The organism is Comamonas aquatica (assembly GCF_018064205.1).
GTDB classification, from domain to species: Bacteria; Pseudomonadota; Gammaproteobacteria; order Burkholderiales; family Burkholderiaceae_C; genus Comamonas; species Comamonas aquatica.
On the sequence record NZ_CP072916.1, the window covers coordinates 951,117 to 966,133 of the forward strand.

Annotated in this window: 18 protein-coding genes and 4 tRNA genes; 4 read left to right on the forward strand and 18 right to left on the reverse strand. The window is 68.6% G+C overall.

Going from position 1 to position 15,017, the window contains the following annotated elements; translation table 11 throughout:
• Positions 1-22 precede the first annotated feature (22 nt).
• Positions 23-988 carry an SMI1/KNR4 family protein gene (locus KAQ61_RS04440; protein WP_210930622.1) on the forward strand — a complete coding sequence of 322 codons (966 nt, stop codon included), beginning with the start codon at positions 23-25 and terminating at the stop codon, positions 986-988.
• Positions 989-1,093: 105 nt separating this feature from the next.
• On the opposite strand, the gene KAQ61_RS04445 is transcribed toward KAQ61_RS04440, so the two are convergent.
• From KAQ61_RS04445 to KAQ61_RS04485, 9 genes are all read right to left on the reverse strand, one after another.
• On the reverse strand, positions 1,094-1,504 hold the full coding sequence (locus tag KAQ61_RS04445) for a copper-binding protein (protein WP_210930623.1): 411 nt from the start codon (positions 1,502-1,504) through the stop codon (positions 1,094-1,096).
• Positions 1,505-1,518: 14 nt separating this feature from the next.
• Complete coding sequence (locus tag KAQ61_RS04450) at positions 1,519-2,010, reverse strand: DUF411 domain-containing protein (RefSeq protein ID WP_210930624.1); 492 nt, start codon at positions 2,008-2,010, stop codon at positions 1,519-1,521.
• A 29-nt stretch (positions 2,011-2,039) separates the two neighbouring features.
• The gene (locus KAQ61_RS04455; RefSeq protein WP_043382129.1) at positions 2,040-2,534 is read right to left on the reverse strand and encodes a cupredoxin domain-containing protein; all 495 of its coding nucleotides are present in this window, start codon (positions 2,532-2,534) and stop codon (positions 2,040-2,042) included.
• A 14-nt stretch (positions 2,535-2,548) separates the two neighbouring features.
• On the reverse strand, positions 2,549-3,934 hold the full coding sequence (locus KAQ61_RS04460; RefSeq protein ID WP_210930625.1) for a multicopper oxidase family protein: 1,386 nt from the start codon (positions 3,932-3,934) through the stop codon (positions 2,549-2,551).
• 2 nt (positions 3,935-3,936) lie between these two features.
• Positions 3,937-5,373, reverse strand: a complete 1,437-nt coding sequence (locus KAQ61_RS04465; protein ID WP_210930626.1) for a TolC family protein — start codon at positions 5,371-5,373, stop codon at positions 3,937-3,939.
• Positions 5,370-5,696: a hypothetical protein gene (locus tag KAQ61_RS04470; protein ID WP_210930627.1), complete on the reverse strand. Its 327-nt coding sequence runs from the start codon at positions 5,694-5,696 to the stop codon at positions 5,370-5,372. The genes KAQ61_RS04465 and KAQ61_RS04470 overlap by 4 nt, the downstream gene beginning before the upstream one ends.
• Before the next feature lie 94 nt (positions 5,697-5,790).
• Positions 5,791-6,219, reverse strand: coding sequence for a hypothetical protein (locus KAQ61_RS04475; protein ID WP_244982980.1), 429 nt, complete (start codon positions 6,217-6,219; stop codon positions 5,791-5,793).
• A gap of 40 nt (positions 6,220-6,259) precedes the next feature.
• Positions 6,260-6,883, reverse strand: a complete 624-nt coding sequence (locus tag KAQ61_RS04480) for a YitT family protein (protein ID WP_210930628.1) — start codon at positions 6,881-6,883, stop codon at positions 6,260-6,262.
• Positions 6,884-6,941: 58 nt separating this feature from the next.
• Positions 6,942-8,960 (reverse strand): heavy metal translocating P-type ATPase, encoded by a 2,019-nt coding sequence (locus KAQ61_RS04485; protein ID WP_210930629.1) that lies wholly within the window; start codon positions 8,958-8,960, stop codon positions 6,942-6,944.
• A 43-nt stretch (positions 8,961-9,003) separates the two neighbouring features.
• Between KAQ61_RS04485 and KAQ61_RS04490 the strand changes: the two genes are divergently transcribed.
• Positions 9,004-9,450, forward strand: coding sequence for a MerR family transcriptional regulator (locus KAQ61_RS04490; protein ID WP_210930630.1), 447 nt, complete (start codon positions 9,004-9,006; stop codon positions 9,448-9,450).
• A gap of 180 nt (positions 9,451-9,630) precedes the next feature.
• Positions 9,631-10,335 carry an HAD family hydrolase gene (locus KAQ61_RS04495; RefSeq protein ID WP_210930631.1) on the forward strand — a complete coding sequence of 235 codons (705 nt, stop codon included), beginning with the start codon at positions 9,631-9,633 and terminating at the stop codon, positions 10,333-10,335.
• Positions 10,336-10,408: 73 nt separating this feature from the next.
• Here the strand turns inward: KAQ61_RS04495 and KAQ61_RS04500 are convergent, their stop codons facing one another.
• From KAQ61_RS04500 to aat, 3 genes are all read right to left on the reverse strand, one after another.
• On the reverse strand, positions 10,409-11,206 hold the full coding sequence (locus KAQ61_RS04500) for an IclR family transcriptional regulator (RefSeq protein WP_042413266.1): 798 nt from the start codon (positions 11,204-11,206) through the stop codon (positions 10,409-10,411).
• A 95-nt stretch (positions 11,207-11,301) separates the two neighbouring features.
• Entirely contained in the window at positions 11,302-12,036 is a 735-nt protein-coding gene (locus tag KAQ61_RS04505; protein WP_210930632.1) for an arginyltransferase, read from the reverse strand.
• 12 nt (positions 12,037-12,048) lie between these two features.
• Entirely contained in the window at positions 12,049-12,801 is a 753-nt protein-coding gene (gene aat / locus KAQ61_RS04510) for a leucyl/phenylalanyl-tRNA--protein transferase (RefSeq protein WP_210930633.1), read from the reverse strand.
• A gap of 197 nt (positions 12,802-12,998) precedes the next feature.
• On the opposite strand from aat, the gene KAQ61_RS04515 reads away from it, so the two are divergent.
• Positions 12,999-13,316, forward strand: coding sequence for a hypothetical protein (locus KAQ61_RS04515; RefSeq protein WP_210930634.1), 318 nt, complete (start codon positions 12,999-13,001; stop codon positions 13,314-13,316).
• A gap of 106 nt (positions 13,317-13,422) precedes the next feature.
• On the opposite strand, the gene KAQ61_RS04520 is transcribed toward KAQ61_RS04515, so the two are convergent.
• The 6 genes from KAQ61_RS04520 to KAQ61_RS04545 all read right to left on the reverse strand — a co-directional run bounded on the left by KAQ61_RS04520 (position 13,423) and on the right by KAQ61_RS04545 (position 14,973).
• Positions 13,423-13,498 (reverse strand) — tRNA-Asn (locus KAQ61_RS04520).
• Between the two features lie 42 nt (positions 13,499-13,540).
• Positions 13,541-13,616, reverse strand: a tRNA-Asn gene (locus tag KAQ61_RS04525).
• Between the two features lie 42 nt (positions 13,617-13,658).
• Positions 13,659-13,734 (reverse strand) — tRNA-Asn (locus KAQ61_RS04530).
• Positions 13,735-13,784: 50 nt separating this feature from the next.
• Positions 13,785-13,860: transfer RNA gene (locus tag KAQ61_RS04535), tRNA-Asn, on the reverse strand.
• Between the two features lie 74 nt (positions 13,861-13,934).
• On the reverse strand, positions 13,935-14,363 hold the full coding sequence (locus KAQ61_RS04540; protein ID WP_406539794.1) for a YbaN family protein: 429 nt from the start codon (positions 14,361-14,363) through the stop codon (positions 13,935-13,937).
• A 430-nt stretch (positions 14,364-14,793) separates the two neighbouring features.
• Positions 14,794-14,973 carry a DUF3149 domain-containing protein gene (locus KAQ61_RS04545; protein ID WP_210930635.1) on the reverse strand — a complete coding sequence of 60 codons (180 nt, stop codon included), beginning with the start codon at positions 14,971-14,973 and terminating at the stop codon, positions 14,794-14,796.
• Positions 14,974-15,017: the final 44 nt, after the last annotated feature.

Genomic DNA, 15,017 nt, shown 5'->3' on the forward strand with positions numbered 1-15,017 from the left:
CAGTCTAAGCGCGGCACAGCGAATGCAAATTTTGAACGACCTGCCGGCCTTGGTGCGGGCCTTGCCACAGTGGGCAGCGACGGACTGGGTGGACCTGCCCGCGGCGCTCCACCGCCAACTGTCATCGGCCGCGCAGACCGACCCCAGCGCGATCCTGCTGCAGCCTGGCGCCCGTTGCCTGGTGCGTCCGGGGACCGATGCGCCGCGCATGGGCTATGTCCCTTGGCTGCCCGTGGCCGTGCTGCGCCAGATGGACTGGCGCCAGCCTCTGCCCCAACTGCTGCAGGCGGAGTTGGGCCACAGCCCGCGCTTTGCCCCGCAGGATGCGGTGATCTGGGCGGATGCACAGGTGCCCGCACCGCACTGGCCAGCCCGCCCCGGGGATGCGCCGCAGCGGCTGCAGTTCTGGCACCTGGGCCTGCAGGCCCATGCCTGGATGGCGATGCAGGTGTGCCAGCCCACCCCCATCAGCCGCGCCGCGCTGCGCGTGTGCGAATGGCGGCTGGGCTGCCCGCTGCCCCCGGCCTTGCGCGATGACTGGTTGCACCTTGGCGTGCAGGATGGGGCCGAGGGCCTGTTGGTGGCAGCATGGGAGGGCCAGGCGCCCGGGAGGGACTGGGCCGCCATCGGCCCGGTGCAGCGGGTGTTTCCCGGCGTGATGGATACCGTGGCCATGGCCGATCCGCAGGACGCCGCCACGCTGCGCGCCGGCATCGTGGACCTGGTGGCCTTTGGGGATTACCTGGGCAATGGCAAGCTGTGGTGCTTCAGCCGGACCGACGGCGCAGTCTGGTACCTGGACCACGACAGTGCGCCGCAGCTGACGCGGGTGTTGGATGACGTGGGCGACGATCTGGATGCGCTGGCCCTGATGGCCTTGTGCACCGCGCAGGCCACGGCGCAGGGGCGGGACGATGGGGACGCGCAGGCCGAGGCCTGGCTGTCGGCGCGCTGGGGACCGGCCATGGTCCGCAAGTGGATGCACTGACGGTCTGGGGGGCGGGTCTGGGTGCGCCGCCATGAAGTCCAGCACCTGCAAGCGCCGGACTTCATGGCGGCCAAAGTCAGATTCTGCGCTCGGCCCGTGCGGCCCTCAGGACGCCGGCTGGATGCGGGTGATGACCAGCGTGCCGGCCTGGTCTTCGACACGGAACCGCACCGGGTCGCCGGGCTTGAACTGGGCGGCCTGCTGCGCGTCCTGCAGGCCAAACACCATGGTCATGGGCGGCATGTCCAGGTGGGTGATGGCGCCGTGGCGGATGGTCAGCTTGCCGCTGCGGGTGTCGACGCGGGTGATGACGCCCTCGGTCAACGCCGGGTCGGGCGCCGCCGCTGGCGCAGGGCTGCTTGCCGTGGCTGCGGGCGCATGGTGGCTGGCATGGTCCTGTGCCTGTGCCTGTGCCTGTGCCTGTGCCTGTGCCTGTGCCTGTGCCTGTGCCGTCGCCAGGCTCAGCAGCAGGCCGGCAGCGCAGCCCAGGCTGCGCAGGGTGGAGAAGCTGGACATGTCGATGCTCCTTGTCAGCGGTAGCTGGTGTAGACGCGGGTGCTGACGTTGCTGCCCATCAGCGACTTGGTGACTAGCAGCACGTCGTACGGGTCCTTGCGGCCGCCGTATTCGGGGCCGTCCATGCCGGGGCTGCCGATGGGCATGCCGGGCACGGTGATGCCCAGCGCCTTGGGCTTGTCCTTGAGCAGCTTGTGCACGTCGGCGGCGGGCACATGGCCTTCGACGAGGTAGCCGCCGACCAGTGCGGTGTGGCAGGAGCCGTACTGCACGGGCAGGCCCAGCTTGGCGCGCACGGCGCTGTTGCCGCTGTCGTGCACGGTGACGGCAAAGCCGGCCTGCTCCATCAGCACGATCCAGTCCTTGCAGCAGCCGCAGTTGGGATCCTTCCAGACTTCCATGGGGATCTTGGCGGGCGAGGCGGCCAGGGCCGGCAGGGCGGCCAGACCGGCGGCGGCGGCCAGCAGGTGCAGGGCGTGGCGGCGGGTGGTGGTTGGGGTGTGCATGGTGGGTTTCCTTTCTGGGACCACAGTGTTCAGGGGGTGACGGTGAAGCGGCCTTGCATGCCGGCCTGGTAGTGGCCGGGAATCAGGCAGGCAAAGTCAAAAGTGCCGGGGCGGTTGAAGTGCCAGACCAGGTCCTCGCGCTCGCCCGGTGCCACATGGGCCATGTACGGCTCGGCATGTTCCATGCCGGGGAACTTGAGCATCAGCGCCGCGTGTTCTTGGAGCGATGCGGCGGTGCCCAGCACCACCTCGTGCAGGATCTGGCCGCGGTTTTCCACGCGCAGGCGCAGGGTCTCGCCCTGGCGCACGCTGAAGTGGTCGGGCTCGAAGCGCATGTCGTCCGTCATCCGGAGGGTAAGGGTGCGCAGCCCGGGCCGGGCATCGCCGGCGATGCCCCAGGCTTTTTGTTCCGGCGGCACCGCGGTGGCAGGGTCGGCCGGGGCGTGGGACGCATTGCCATGGGCAAAAGTGGCTGTAGCGCAGGCCAGTAAAGCGCTGGCAGCTATGTATTTCAGAGTTTGCATGATTGGCTCCGGCATCAATGGTGGGCCGGGCCGTGGCCGGCCGCGGGTTTGCGTACGCTGGGGGCGCCCGGTGCCTGGCCGGGCGGGGTGGGGCGTGGTGCCTGCGCCTCCAGCGGGGCGCCCTGCCAGGCATAGGCTTGCGTGCCCCGGGGTTGGGTGTACCAGCCGGGATCGCCGTAGTCGTTGGCACCCAGGTGCTTGCGCACCTTGAAGCTGGTGAACATGCCGCCCATCTCGATGTTCCCGTACGGCCCTTGGCCCGTCATCATCGGGAAGGTGTTGTCGGGCAGGGGCATTTCCATGGCCCCCATGTCGCCCATGCCGCGCTCGCCCATCAGCATGTAGTCGGGCACGATCTTCTGGATCTTGCCCACCAGGCCGCGGTGGTCCACGCCAATCATGGTGGGCACGTTGTGGCCCATGGCGCCCATGGTGTGGTGGCTCTTGTGGCAGTGCAGGGCCCAGTCGCCGGGCTCGTCGGCGATCAGCTCGATCTGCCGCATCTGGCCCACGGCCACGTCGGTGGTCACCTCGGGCCAGCGGGCGGACTTGGGCACGGGGCCGCCGTCGGTGCCGGTGACCTCGAACTCGTGGCCGTGCAGGTGGATGGGGTGGTTGGTCATGGTCAGGTTGCCCACGCGGATGCGCACCCTGTCGCCTTGCTTGGCCACCAGCGGCGTGATGGACGGAAAGGCCCGGCTGTTGAAGGTCCAGATGTTGAAGTCCGTCATCTCGTTGATGCGCGGCGTCATGGCCCCGGGCTCCACGGCATAGGCGGCCAGCAGGAAGGCGTAGTCGCGCTGCACGTCGGCAATCAGCGGGTGGCGGCCCTTGGGGTGGGTGATCCACAGGCCCATCATGCCCATGGCCATCTGCACCATCTCGTCCGAATGCGGGTGGTACATGAAGGTGCCGGGGCGGCGCGCCGTGAACTCGTAGACAAAGGTCTTGCCCGGCGGGATGTGCGGCTGGTTCAGGCCGCCCACACCATCCATGCCATTGGGCAGGCGCTGGCCGTGCCAGTGGATGGTGGTGGCCTCGGGCAGGCGGTTGGTGACGAAGATGCGCACCTGGTCGCCCTCGACCACCTCGATGGTCGGTCCGGGCGACTGGCCGTTGTAGCCCCACATGTTGACGAAGAAGCCCGGCGCGACCTCGCGCACCACGGGTTCGGCCACCAGGTGGAACTCCTTGACGCCGGCGTTCATGCGCCAGGGCGTGGTCCAGCCGTTCAAGGTGACCACCGGGTGGTAGGGCCGGCCATTGGGCGGCGTCAGCGGCGCGGCCGTGTCGGCGTTGCTTTGCAGCACGGGTTCGGGCAGGGCCGCCATGGCGACCCGGCTGACGGAGGCAGCAGCCACTGCGGTGGCAGCGCCGGTGAAGAAATTGCGACGGTTCATGCTCAGTGGCCTTGTGCAGGGGATTCGGACGGTGTGGCCGGGGTCGAGAGGCTGGCAGCCCCTGCGCCGGGCGAGGTGCTGTACAGCGCCAGTTGCAGGTCCACATCGGCCAGCCAGAAGTCGCGCTGGGCCTCGGTGGCGGTGGCCACGGCCTGGGTGGTGGCGCGGGCCTGGGCCAGCAGCTGCCAGGTGCTGATGAACATGCCGTTGTAGCGGTAGACGGCCTCCTCCTGCATCTGCTGGGCCAGGGGCAGCACCTCGCTGCGCTGCTGCTGGGCCAGGTCCCAGGCCGTGCGGTAACGCAGCCAGCTGGTGCGCGCCTCGCTGCGCGCCTGCAGGGCCGCATGGCGCAGCTGGGCACTGCTGTGCTGCAACTGCGCGCGTGCGCCGGCTGCGGCCACGCCGCCCCAGTCGAACAGGGGCAGGGGTAGCTCCAGCTCCCAGCCGCGCGTGATCTCGTCGTGGTGTGTGGCGCGGTCGGTGGTGGTGTTGCGGCTGTAGCTGGCGCCGATGTCGCCAAACAGCGCGCCCACGCGGGCGAAGCCGTGGCGATCGGCCGTGGTGTCCAGCTCACGGCGCAGGGCGCGCACGTCCAGGCGCTCGCGCAGGGCGGTGGCTTCGGCATCGGCCCCGGTGTGCAAGGCCTCGGCCTTGGGCAGGGGCGGCAGGCTGTCCGGCAGGGCAAAGTCGGCCTGCGGGCCCCACAGGCCCATCAGGCGGGCCAGTTGCTCGCGCTCCAGGGCCGCGTTCAGGCGGGCGCGGGCCAGCTGGGCGGCGGCCTCGTGCTGCACGCGCAGCTCCTGGGCTTGCTCCAGCTTGCTGAAGTTGCCGACCAGGGCCATGCGCCGGGCCAGCTCGCCGCCGGCTGCGGCGGCCTCGTGCATGCGTTCGGCCGCTTGCAGGCTTTGCTGCGCCGCCACGGCCCGCAGCCAGGCGCGGCGGGTGTCGGCGGCGTGCAGCAGCACCTGCTGGGCGGCGGTGAGCGTGGCCTGCTCCAGCTGCCAGCCCTGCCAGCGGCTGCGCCACGGCAGGGTGATGAGCTGGACCAGGTTGAGGCTGAGCTGGCGCTCGATCTCGCGCTCATGGCCGTTGACGAAGCGCCCCAGCGTCAGCGTGGGGTTGAACAGGGTCAGCGCCTGGGCGCGCTGCGCATCCTGGCGGGCCAGCTGTGCCAGCTGGGCTTGCAGGCTGGGGCTGCGCAGCAGGGCGATGCGCACGGCGGTGTCGGCATCCACGGGCTGGCTCAGCCACTGGGCGATCTGTGCCTCGGTGGTCGGTTGGGCGCGGGAATCCGTGGACGGCAACTGGCTGTCGGCAGGCAGCCGGGAGGCCGTGTGGCGGTCCACGGCGCTGCGCAGGCCATCGGGGGCCACGCTGGCGCAGCCCGCCAGCACCACGGCGGCGAGCACGGGGCTGAGTCGCAGGGCACGGCGCATCATGGCTGGCCTCCGTGCTGGTGCGTGCTGGGCGCTGTGGGCGCTGGCGCGGGTGTTTGCGCGGCTTCCCAGCGCAGCACATCGGCGTGGCCGCGCGCAAAGGTGGCCACGGCCGCATTCGCGGCGCGCCAGTCCTGCGGGCTGTCGACCAGGGCGCCGATGGCAGGCAGGGCGGTGTGCACCAAGGGGCGCTGGGCCGCGGTGCTGGACGCCAGCTCGGTGGTGGGGGCCGCGGGCGGCGGCGATGGGGGGGTCTGGGCCAGGGCCCAGGGTGTGGCCAGGCTCAGTCCGAGCAACCACGGGGTGACCAAGTGCGCGTTGCGCATGCAGCAATCTCCTGCGACAAGAAACCTTTCAGCGTCGGCGGCACGTTCTGCCCAGGGCAGGGGCGTGCTGCGGACGCACCTCGGGTGTCAGGTCTCAGGCGATGGGGGGTTTGGTGGCCTGCACCAGCGTGGCGCTGGCAAAGTCGGCACGGCCGCTGGCCGGTGCGGCCTGCGTGGGCAGGTCCTGGCAGGGCGCCAGCTGCAGTGGGGGGGAGAAGGCTGAATGGCAGATGCCGCAGGCTGCACAGGCTGTGGTGTGGTGGCTGCCACCGCACTCCGGCGCGGTGGGCGCCGCCGTGCAGTGGGGCACCGGGGCCGAGGCCGCAGCGGCGTGCGCATGGGCATCGTCCGCCGTGGCCTGGGCGTGGTGGTGGGCCTGTGGCGCTGTCTGCACTGCGGCCACGGCCGTGGGCATGTGGTCCCCGGCGTTGGGCAGGCTGCCCATGGCCATGGCGTCGCCCAGCAGACCGCGCAGGGTCAGCAGCAAGATCATGAACAGGGGCAACAGGCGACGCATAGGCATGAATGATGCCAGAGTCGGCACAAAGTTCCGCGCTGCGCCGTCAGCCGCCGTAGCGGCCCGGGCGGTGGTTCATGGACAGCACCTGGTTCAGGGTCAGGGCCGCCAGGATGGACCACAGGGCGCGTTCCACATCGACGATGAAGAAGGCGCTCAGCAGGATCAGGCAGTCCAGTCCCATCTGCACATAGCCGGCGCGCCAGCCATAGCGCTCCTGCAGGAACAGGGCGGCAATGCCCACGCCGCCCAGGCTGCAGCGGTGGCGGAACAGCACCAGCATGCCCACGCCCATCAGGATGCCGCCGACGACAGCGGCGTAGGGCGCCTGCACACGCTCCAGGCTCAAGAACAGCGGCTGCAACTCCGACACCACGGCCAGCAGGCCAACGGCGCAGAAGGTCTTGACCGTGAAGGCCCAGCCCATCTTGCGCACGGCCAACCAGTAGAACGGCAGGTTCAGCAGAAAGAACCAGACGCCGAAGCCGATGTGTGTGGCGTAGTGCAGCGAAAACGCCAGGCCCGCCATGCCCCCCGTGACCAGCCCGGCCTGCTTGAACAGCGCCACGCCCACCGAGATCATGAGCACGCCGGTGAAGATGGCGGCCGCGTCCTCGAGCAGGGTGTGGGGCAGCGGTGCAGGTGCGGCAGGCTGGTGGCGGGTGTTCATGGTGGTGGAAATTTGTGCGTGTTATTTTTCAGGCGCATAGATTATGCGGCGTCTGTCCTCATTCTTCAGCTTTTTTGTGAGGGGTGGAGCGCAGGCGCAGGCCGTTGGCCACCACCAGCAGGCTCACCCCCATGTCGGCCAGCACGGCCAGCCACATGCTGGCATGGCCCATCAGCGCCAGGGCGAAGAAGGCCGCCTTGATGCCCAGGGCCAGCGCAATGTTCTGCCACAGCACGCGGTGGGCGCGTTGGGACAGCGCGATGGTGTCCGGGATGCGGCGCAGGTCGTCGTGCATCAGTACCACGTCGGCGGTCTCCATGGCCATGTCGGTGCTGTGGGCGCCGCCCATGGCAAAGCCCATGTCGGCCTGGGCCAGGGCGGGGGCATCGTTGATGCCGTCACCCACCATGCCGACGGCCCCCTCGGCCTGCAGCTGGTGCATGCGGCGCAGCTTGTCCTCGGGCAGCAGGCCGCCTTCGGCCTGCAGGATACCCGCCTGCTGGGCGATGGCCTGCACGGCATCGGGGTGGTCGCCGCTGAGCACCACCGGGGTGATGCCCAGCGCCTGCAGCTGTTGCACGGCCTCCTGGGCATGGGGGCGCAGGCTGTCGGCCACGGCGAACACAGCCAGCACCTGCTGTGCGGTGGCCAGCAGGCTGACGCTGCGGCCCAGGCGCGTGTGCGCCTGCACGGCGGCCTGCAGGGCCGGGCTGTCCAGTTGCTGCTCCTGCGCCCAGCGCAGGTTGACCAGGTAGTAGGTCTGCCCCTCGATGCGCGCCTGCACGCCGCGCCCGGGCAGGGCCTGCAGGTCCTGGGCCGGCGAGCTGGGCACGCCCTCGGTCTGCAGGCCCTGGGCCACCGCGTGCGAGACCGGGTGGTCCGAGCGCGAGGCGATCTGCCAGGCCCGCAAGGCGGCCTCGGCACGCGGGGTCTGCACGGCGTCCAGCACGTCCCAGTCGACCAGGGTGGGCTTGCCCGTGGTCAGGGTGCCGGTCTTGTCCAGCGCGATGCTGCGCAGCTGGCGCGCGGCTTCCAGCACACTGCCGCCCTTGAGCAGCACGCCCTGGCGGGCGGCGGCCGTCAGCGCGCTGACCACGGTGACCGGGGTGGACAGCACCAGCGCGCAGGGGCAGGCGATGACCAGCAGGGCCAGGGCTTGGTAGATGGCATCCAGCCAGGTCCAGCCCAGCAGCAGCGGGGCCAGCACGGCCAGGGCCAGGGCCAGGACCATGACGATGGGGGTGTAGATGGCGGCAAAGCGGTCGACGAAGCGCTGCGTGGGCGCCTTGCTGGCCTGGGCCTGCTCCACGGCCTGGACGATGCGCGCCAGCATGGAGTTGGCGGTGGCGGCGCTGACGCGCAGCTGCAGCTCGGCCTGCTGGTTGATGCTGCCGGCCCAGACGCTGTCGCCCGGTGCCTTGTCCACGGGCACGCTTTCACCGGTGATGGGGGCCTGGTTCACGCTGCTGTGGCCGGCGATGACCTCGCCGTCCAGCGGGATGCGGGCCCCGGGGGCCACGCGCACCAGGGCGCCGGTGGGCACGTCGGCCGTGGGCACGGTCAGGCTGTGGCCGTTGGGCTGCAGCACCTCGGTGGTGTCGGGCGCCAGGCGCAGCAGGTGGCGGATGGCCAGGCGCGCGCGGTCCATGGCGCGCTCCTCGATGCGTTCGGCGGCTGCGTACAAGGCCATGACCATGGCGGCCTCGGGCCACTGGCCGATCAGGAAGGCGCCGGTGACGGCCACGGCCATCAGCGCATGGATGCCCAGCTGCAGGCGCGCCAGGCTTTGCAGGCCGGCCTTGTACACGCCCAGGCCGGACAGGGCGATGGCCACCACGGCCAGGGCCATGCCGGCGTATTCCAGTGCCGGGTATTGCGGCGTGAACCAGTGCGAGATTTCGGCCAGCAGCGCCAGGCCCAGCGCGGCCCCGATGCGGGGCCAGCCGGGCAGCACGCCATGGTCGTGGCCGTGGTCGCGCTCGCCGCCTGCATGGTCGTGATCGTGGTCGTGCCCATGGGCATCGGGTTTCCGGGGGGCCGGGCTGCAGCAACTGTGGTGTGTGTGTTTGGTGTCCATGCCATGATTGGAAAGCTGAAAGTAACTTCAAGGTCAAGCACCCATGACAGGATTGCGCATCGGAGAGGCCGCCCACCGCACCGGCGTGTCGGCCGCCAACATCCGCTACTACGAAAAACAGGGCCTGCTGGCGCCGGCCCTGCGGCAGGACAACGACTACCGCCTGTATGGCGATGCGGACCTGCACCGCCTGCGCTTCATCCGCATGTGCCGCGCCATGGACATGTCGCTGGACGAGGTGCGCACCCTGCTGGCGCTGGATGGCCAGCGCCCGGAAGACTGCCGCGCCGCCAGCCAGACGGTGGAATCCCACCTGCAGCACGTGCGCCAGCGGCTGGGCGAGCTGCGGGTGCTGGAGCGGGAGCTGCGCCAGCTCAAGACCCTGTGCGATGGCCGCCCCGGGGCGTGCAACCTGATCGCCACCCTGCATGCCCAGGCCGATGCCGAGTTGCCGCCCGAACCCGGCAGCCATGTCAAACGCCATGTCTGAGGGCGGGCGCCCGCTTGAAAACAGGAGCGCATGGCGCGCGTGGAACCAGGATTTCAGAGTTGAATTGATCTGAATGGTGCTTTTGACGTGCGCGATGTGCTCATCTTTTTGAACCAACCTGGGGGTGGGCCAAAACCGGTCGTGCTGCAGGCCGGGCCGTCTCGGCCGACAATGGACCGCATGACAGGGACGGACCACACACTACAGACCATGGACTGGACCGGCGTGCGCGCCATGGTCTTCGACATGGACGGCACGCTGCTGAACACCGAACACGCCATCGTCACGGCCGCCAGCCAGACCCTGGTGCAACTGGGCCATGCCCCGCTGCCCGCGGCCTACCGCATGCCCAACATGTTCGGCACGGCGGCCGACCTGATGGCGGATGTGCTCAAGGAGCGGCAACTGCCGATGCCGCAGGCCGGCAAGGCACAGCTGGGGCAGTGGTTCGAGCACCACTATGCCCAGCAGCCCCCGCATGGCGCGCCCTTGTACGCCGGCGTGCGCGCCTGGCTGCAGGCGGCGCGCGACCAGGGGCTGGCCCTGGCCGTGTGCACCAACAAGCAGCATGCGCTGGCCCTCAAGGGGCTGGAGGCGGCGGGCATCCTGGATCTGTTCCAGGTGGTCACCGGGCGCGACAGCTGCGGCGTGGCCAAGCCCGCGCCCGATCCGCTGCTGTTCACCCTGGGCCATCTGCATGTGCCACCGCACGCGGCGGTGTTTTTTGGCGACACGCACGCCGACGCGGCCTGCGCGCAGGCGGCCGGGGTGCGGTTTGCGTGGTTCACGGCGGGGTTCGGTACGGACCTGGTGCGCCAGTACCCGCGCGTGCTGGATTTCGCCGATTACCGCGGCCTGCCGCAGCCGACGGCGGCCCTGGCCTGAAGGCCATGCCCACGGGCTGCCACGCAGCGCCGGGGCACGCGATCCGCGTGCTGGGGCCGTGGGGACAGTCGGCTCAGCGCAGGCTGCTGGGGGCCGGGCCGCGAAAGCCCAGGGCCTGCGAGATCTCGTAGGCCGTACCCTGCAGCTTGGGCAGCCAGCCTTCGTCCAGGCGGTCGGCCGGGGCGGAGATGGACAGCGCCGCGACCAGCTTGGCCTGGTCGTCGTAGATGCCCGCGGCCATGCAGCGCACGCCCAGCTCCAGCTCCTCGTTGTCATAGGCCACGCCGGTTTCCCGGGCCTTGGACAACTCGCGCTCCAGCAGGGGCAGCTGGGTCAGGCTGTTGTGGGTGTTGCCGGCCAGGCCGGTGCGCATGGCGTAGGCGCGCACGCGCTGGGGTTCGTCGGCCGCCAGGAACAGCTTGCCGTTCGATGTCAGGTGCAGCGGCGCATGGCCGCCGATGGCGCGCACCACCTGCATGCCCGAGCGTTCGCTGTACGCGCGTTCCACATAGACGATCTCATCGCCCTGACGCACGCTGAGGTTCACGGGTTGCTGGATCTGCTTGTGCAGCAGGCGCATGGCGGGCAGGGCCGCCTCGCGCACGCTCAGGCGGGCCTTGACCAGGTTGCCCAGTTCCAGCAGGCGCATGCCCAGGCGGTAGCTGCCCGATTCGGGGCGGTCCACGAAGCGGCCGGCGGCCAGGTCATTCAGGATGCGGTGGGCGGTCGAGGGGTGCAGGCCGGTGCGTTCGCTGATTTCCTTGAGGGAGACGGCCTCTTCGCGCGATGCCAGGACGTCGATCAAGACAAACATGCGCTCCAGCACTTGCACACTGGGTTTGGCGGGAGCGTCTTGATCGTTTTTCTTCATGGGGCATCCAAAGGCAAAGATGGCCGGATTCTAGCCCTCGTGGGTGTGGCCTGCTCACATTCTTTGGAGCGGCAGGCCGCATTCGCTGGTGCGACTCAGATTTTGTCGATGCGCTGCCACAGGTTGTTGCGCAAAACCTCGTGCGGGTGGAACTGCGCCTTGTAGCGCATCTTGGCCGAGGCCTCGATCCAGTAGCCCAGGTAGACGTGGGGCAGGCGCAGGCTGCGCGCGAAGGCAATCTGCCACAGCACGTTGTAGGTGCCGTAGCTGGCGTCGGCGTCCGGTTCGTAGAAGGTGTAGACCGCCGACAGGCCGTCTTCCAGAAAATCGATGATGGAGACCATGCGCAAGGCGTTGTCGGCGGCGGGGTCGCGGAACTCCACCAGCCGGGTCTCCCCCCGGCTTTGCAGCAGAAACTGCGTGTACTGCTCGATGCTGTCCTGGTCCATGCCGCCGCCGCTGTGGCGGGCGTGCTGGTAGCGTTGGTACAGGTCGTAATGCTCCTGCGAGAAGTGCAGGCGCTGCACGCTGGCTTCCAGTTGCCCGTGCTGGCGTGCCGCGCGGCGCTGGCTGCGGTTGGGGCGGTATGCATCGGTCAGCACGCGCAGCGGCTCGCAGGCCTTGCACTGGCTGCAGTACGGCCGGTAGGTGAACATGCCGCTGCGGCGGAAACCCTGGGTGACCAGGGCCGAGTAGACCTCGGACTGGATCAGATGGCTGGGGGCGGCGACCTGCGAGCGCGCTTCCTGGTGCGGCAGGTAGCTGCACGGGTAGGGCGCGGTGGCATAGAACTGCAGGCTGTAGTGCGGCAGGTCATTGAGCTGTGTCATGCGTCGAAAGCCTCAGGAAATCAACCCAGGGGAAAGCGCATCCCAGTATACGGGGCGCCATTGCCAGTCCATGGGCGGGCGCTGCTGCTGGCGTGTGGCCTCGGCCAGGAAGCTGGCGCGGCTTTGTTCGCGCGCGCCCAGGGAGGCGAGGTGGGGCGTGGTCTGCTGGCAGTCGATCTGCGGCGCGCCGTGGTAGCGGCACAGTGCCACCAGCGCCGCCAGGGCCAGCTTGGAGGCGTCGGTGGCATGCGCGAACATGGATTCGCCATACACGGCATGGCCCAGGGCCACGCAGTACAGGCCGCCGACCAGGCGCCCGTCCACCCAGGTCTCCACGCTGTGGGCCAATCCCTGCGCATGCAGGCCGCAGTAGGCATCGATGATGCTGGGCACGATCCAGGTGCCATCCTGCCCGGCGCGGGGGGTCTGGGCGCAGTGCTGCATCACCTGGCGAAAGTCGTGGTCCACGCGCACCTCGCAACCCGGGGTGCGCAGGAATTTGCGCAAGGTCTTGCGCAGCGACGGGTGCAGACGGAAGTCACCGGTCTGCAGCACCATGCGGGGGTCGGGCGACCACCACAGGTTGGGCTGGCCGGGGCTGAACCAGGGAAAGATGCCCTGGCGGTAGGCCGCTTGCAGGTGTTCGGCATCCAGGGTGCCCCCGGCTGCCAGCAGGCCGGGCATGGGGGTGTCGGCGCCCCAGGCATGGGTCACGGCGGGGAACTCGTCCTCGGAATCGAGCCAGATCAGCGATGGCGCTTGCATGTTTTGCTATGAACTTGGGAAGTGGGTCGGTCGGGTGTTGCGCCAGCATGGGGGCCAGTGGCGTGGTGGGCTGCTCCTACAGTGAATGCTGTCCTATGGGGACAGACCCCGCCATGGGGCTTGCCTATGGTGGCGTCATGTCCTTGGGGCATTATGAAATGCGGTGTCGCCGCATGCGGATGGAAGGAGTGGCAATCATGTTCTTTTCCGGCATTTTCAGTGGTGAACCCCGTTACATCCGCCGTGCCCGGGCGTGTCTGCAGGAAGCGCGCATGGCCATGCTCGAGCATTCGATGGCGGCCGAGCACTACCATGCCTCGGCGGCCATGTATGCCGAGCGCGCGCGCCGACTGGAGGAGGAGATCGCCCATTGGGAGGCGCGCAAGAAGGGGGCGGTGCTCATAGACCCCTTGCAGGAGGCGGGTAAGTACATTGCGCCCAATCGCATTGAATCCGTGCCGGGGCCTGCCGCTGCTGGGGCGGCGCCGACCGTGGGGATTGTCCGGGCTGCTTGAGGTCCGTTGAGCGGGGTGCTGCTGTGCATCCAGTCCACAGGGGGCGGGCGGTATGGACGCGGCCATGAAAAAAGCCAAGCATCTTGCAATGCTTGGCTTTTCAGAGTGGCTCCCCGACCTGGGCTCGAACCAGGGACCTGCGGATTAACAGTCCGTCGCTCTACCGACTGAGCTATCAGGGAACATTTCGGTGGTGCCTTGTGCAATTGCAAGGCGTCAATTTGTGGCTCCCCGACCTGGGCTCGAACCAGGGACCTGCGGATTAACAGTCCGTCGCTCTACCGACTGAGCTATCAGGGAACATTTCGGTGTGCCTTGTGCAATTGCAAGGCGTCAATTGGGTGGCTCCCCGACCTGGGCTCGAACCAGGGACCTGCGGATTAACAGTCCGTCGCTCTACCGACTGAGCTATCAGGGAATATGCCGGTAATGTGTGCGCTGCTTGATGGCGCAACATTGAAATCTTGTTGGCTCCCCGACCTGGGCTCGAACCAGGGACCTGCGGATTAACAGTCCGTCGCTCTACCGACTGAGCTATCAGGGAACAAGACCTAGATTATATACATGGATTTTTGGCCGTTTTGGCAGTTGGCCCAAAAAAGTGAGAGCAGCCTGGGCCTATGCCGGTTCGGGGCGCCGCCACAGCCACAGCAGCACGCAGGCCATGCAGCTGCAGGCCAGCCAACGCACCCACAGCGGCGTGGGGGTCAGCCACAGGATGGCTGCGCACACGGCCATCATGACGGTGGCACTGCGTTTGGCACGGCGGCTGACCAGGCCGCCCGCCTGCCAGTTCTGCAGCATGGGTCCAAACAGCGGGTGCCGCCACAGCCAGGCGTGCATGCGTGGGGAGCTGCGCATGGCGGCCCAGCCAGCCATCAGGATGAACACCGTGGTCGGCAGGCCCGGAATGAACACCCCGGCGATGCCCAGCGCCAGGGCCAGTACCGCCAGGGCACGCAGCAGCCAGCGCGTGTACCAGTGGCGCGCCACGATCGGGGCGGGCACGGGGGCGGTGTCGGCAGCGTCTTCGGGCGGGGCAGGCAAGGGCATGTGGTCGATTGTGCCTGGGTCTGTGGCGGCATGGCCGGCCGCGGTGGTGCGTGCCTGCATTAAAAGGAGCAGGTAGCGCTGGGTGGATCAGGGTTTGCGTATCCAATCCATCGGAATGGCTGATCTTGCAAGCGCTGCCAGCTATGGTTTTGTGAAGTGAAGTGAAGTGAAGTGAAGTGAAGTGAGGTGAAGTGAGGTGAAGTGAAGTGAAGTGAAGTGAAGTGAAGTGAGGTGAGGTGAGGAGCTGGAGCTGGAGCTGGAGCTGGAGCTGGGGCTGGGGCTGGGGCTGGGGCTGGGGCTGGGGCTGGGGCTGGGGCTGGGGCTGGGGCTGGGGCTGGGGCTGGGGCGTTCCCCGGTGGCAGCCATAAAAAAGGCCTGCAGATGCAGGCCTCAAAGAGATGAAGTTGGAAGGCCTCTGCGGGCTTCAGGTCTTGGCGGAGGGCGTGGCGGCCTGGCTGTCGGCCGCAGTGGCGGCGGAAGCGCTCTTGTTGATCTTGCCCAGGAAGAGCACGGTGAAGTAAATCCACATGGCAATGGTGATCAGGATGACGATCAGGCTCATCAGGCCGTAGTCGGTCGAGATCAGGTCGTTGAACATCTTCATGGCAAACATCCTCCGCAATCAGTCATGGGTTAATAGGTGTGCCG

What these genes read in the sequence shown, in the direction of transcription:
- KAQ61_RS04440 (WP_210930622.1), top strand. Translation starts at nt 23, where the DNA reads ATGCAAATTTTGAACGACCTGCCGGCCTTGGTGCGGGCCTTGCCACAG.
- KAQ61_RS04445 (WP_210930623.1), bottom strand. Translation starts at nt 1,504, where the DNA reads ATGTCCAGCTTCTCCACCCTGCGCAGCCTGGGCTGCGCTGCCGGCCTG.
- KAQ61_RS04450 (WP_210930624.1), bottom strand. Translation starts at nt 2,010, where the DNA reads ATGCACACCCCAACCACCACCCGCCGCCACGCCCTGCACCTGCTGGCC.
- KAQ61_RS04455 (WP_043382129.1), bottom strand. Translation starts at nt 2,534, where the DNA reads ATGCAAACTCTGAAATACATAGCTGCCAGCGCTTTACTGGCCTGCGCT.
- KAQ61_RS04460 (WP_210930625.1), bottom strand. Translation starts at nt 3,934, where the DNA reads ATGAACCGTCGCAATTTCTTCACCGGCGCTGCCACCGCAGTGGCTGCT.
- KAQ61_RS04465 (WP_210930626.1), bottom strand. Translation starts at nt 5,373, where the DNA reads ATGATGCGCCGTGCCCTGCGACTCAGCCCCGTGCTCGCCGCCGTGGTG.
- KAQ61_RS04470 (WP_210930627.1), bottom strand. Translation starts at nt 5,696, where the DNA reads ATGCGCAACGCGCACTTGGTCACCCCGTGGTTGCTCGGACTGAGCCTG.
- KAQ61_RS04475 (WP_244982980.1), bottom strand. Translation starts at nt 6,219, where the DNA reads ATGCCTATGCGTCGCCTGTTGCCCCTGTTCATGATCTTGCTGCTGACC.
- KAQ61_RS04480 (WP_210930628.1), bottom strand. Translation starts at nt 6,883, where the DNA reads ATGAACACCCGCCACCAGCCTGCCGCACCTGCACCGCTGCCCCACACC.
- KAQ61_RS04485 (WP_210930629.1), bottom strand. Translation starts at nt 8,960, where the DNA reads ATGGACACCAAACACACACACCACAGTTGCTGCAGCCCGGCCCCCCGG.
- KAQ61_RS04490 (WP_210930630.1), top strand. Translation starts at nt 9,004, where the DNA reads ATGACAGGATTGCGCATCGGAGAGGCCGCCCACCGCACCGGCGTGTCG.
- KAQ61_RS04495 (WP_210930631.1), top strand. Translation starts at nt 9,631, where the DNA reads ATGACAGGGACGGACCACACACTACAGACCATGGACTGGACCGGCGTG.
- KAQ61_RS04500 (WP_042413266.1), bottom strand. Translation starts at nt 11,206, where the DNA reads ATGAAGAAAAACGATCAAGACGCTCCCGCCAAACCCAGTGTGCAAGTG.
- KAQ61_RS04505 (WP_210930632.1), bottom strand. Translation starts at nt 12,036, where the DNA reads ATGACACAGCTCAATGACCTGCCGCACTACAGCCTGCAGTTCTATGCC.
- aat (WP_210930633.1), bottom strand. Translation starts at nt 12,801, where the DNA reads ATGCAAGCGCCATCGCTGATCTGGCTCGATTCCGAGGACGAGTTCCCC.
- KAQ61_RS04515 (WP_210930634.1), top strand. Translation starts at nt 12,999, where the DNA reads ATGTTCTTTTCCGGCATTTTCAGTGGTGAACCCCGTTACATCCGCCGT.
- KAQ61_RS04545 (WP_210930635.1), bottom strand. Translation starts at nt 14,973, where the DNA reads ATGAAGATGTTCAACGACCTGATCTCGACCGACTACGGCCTGATGAGC.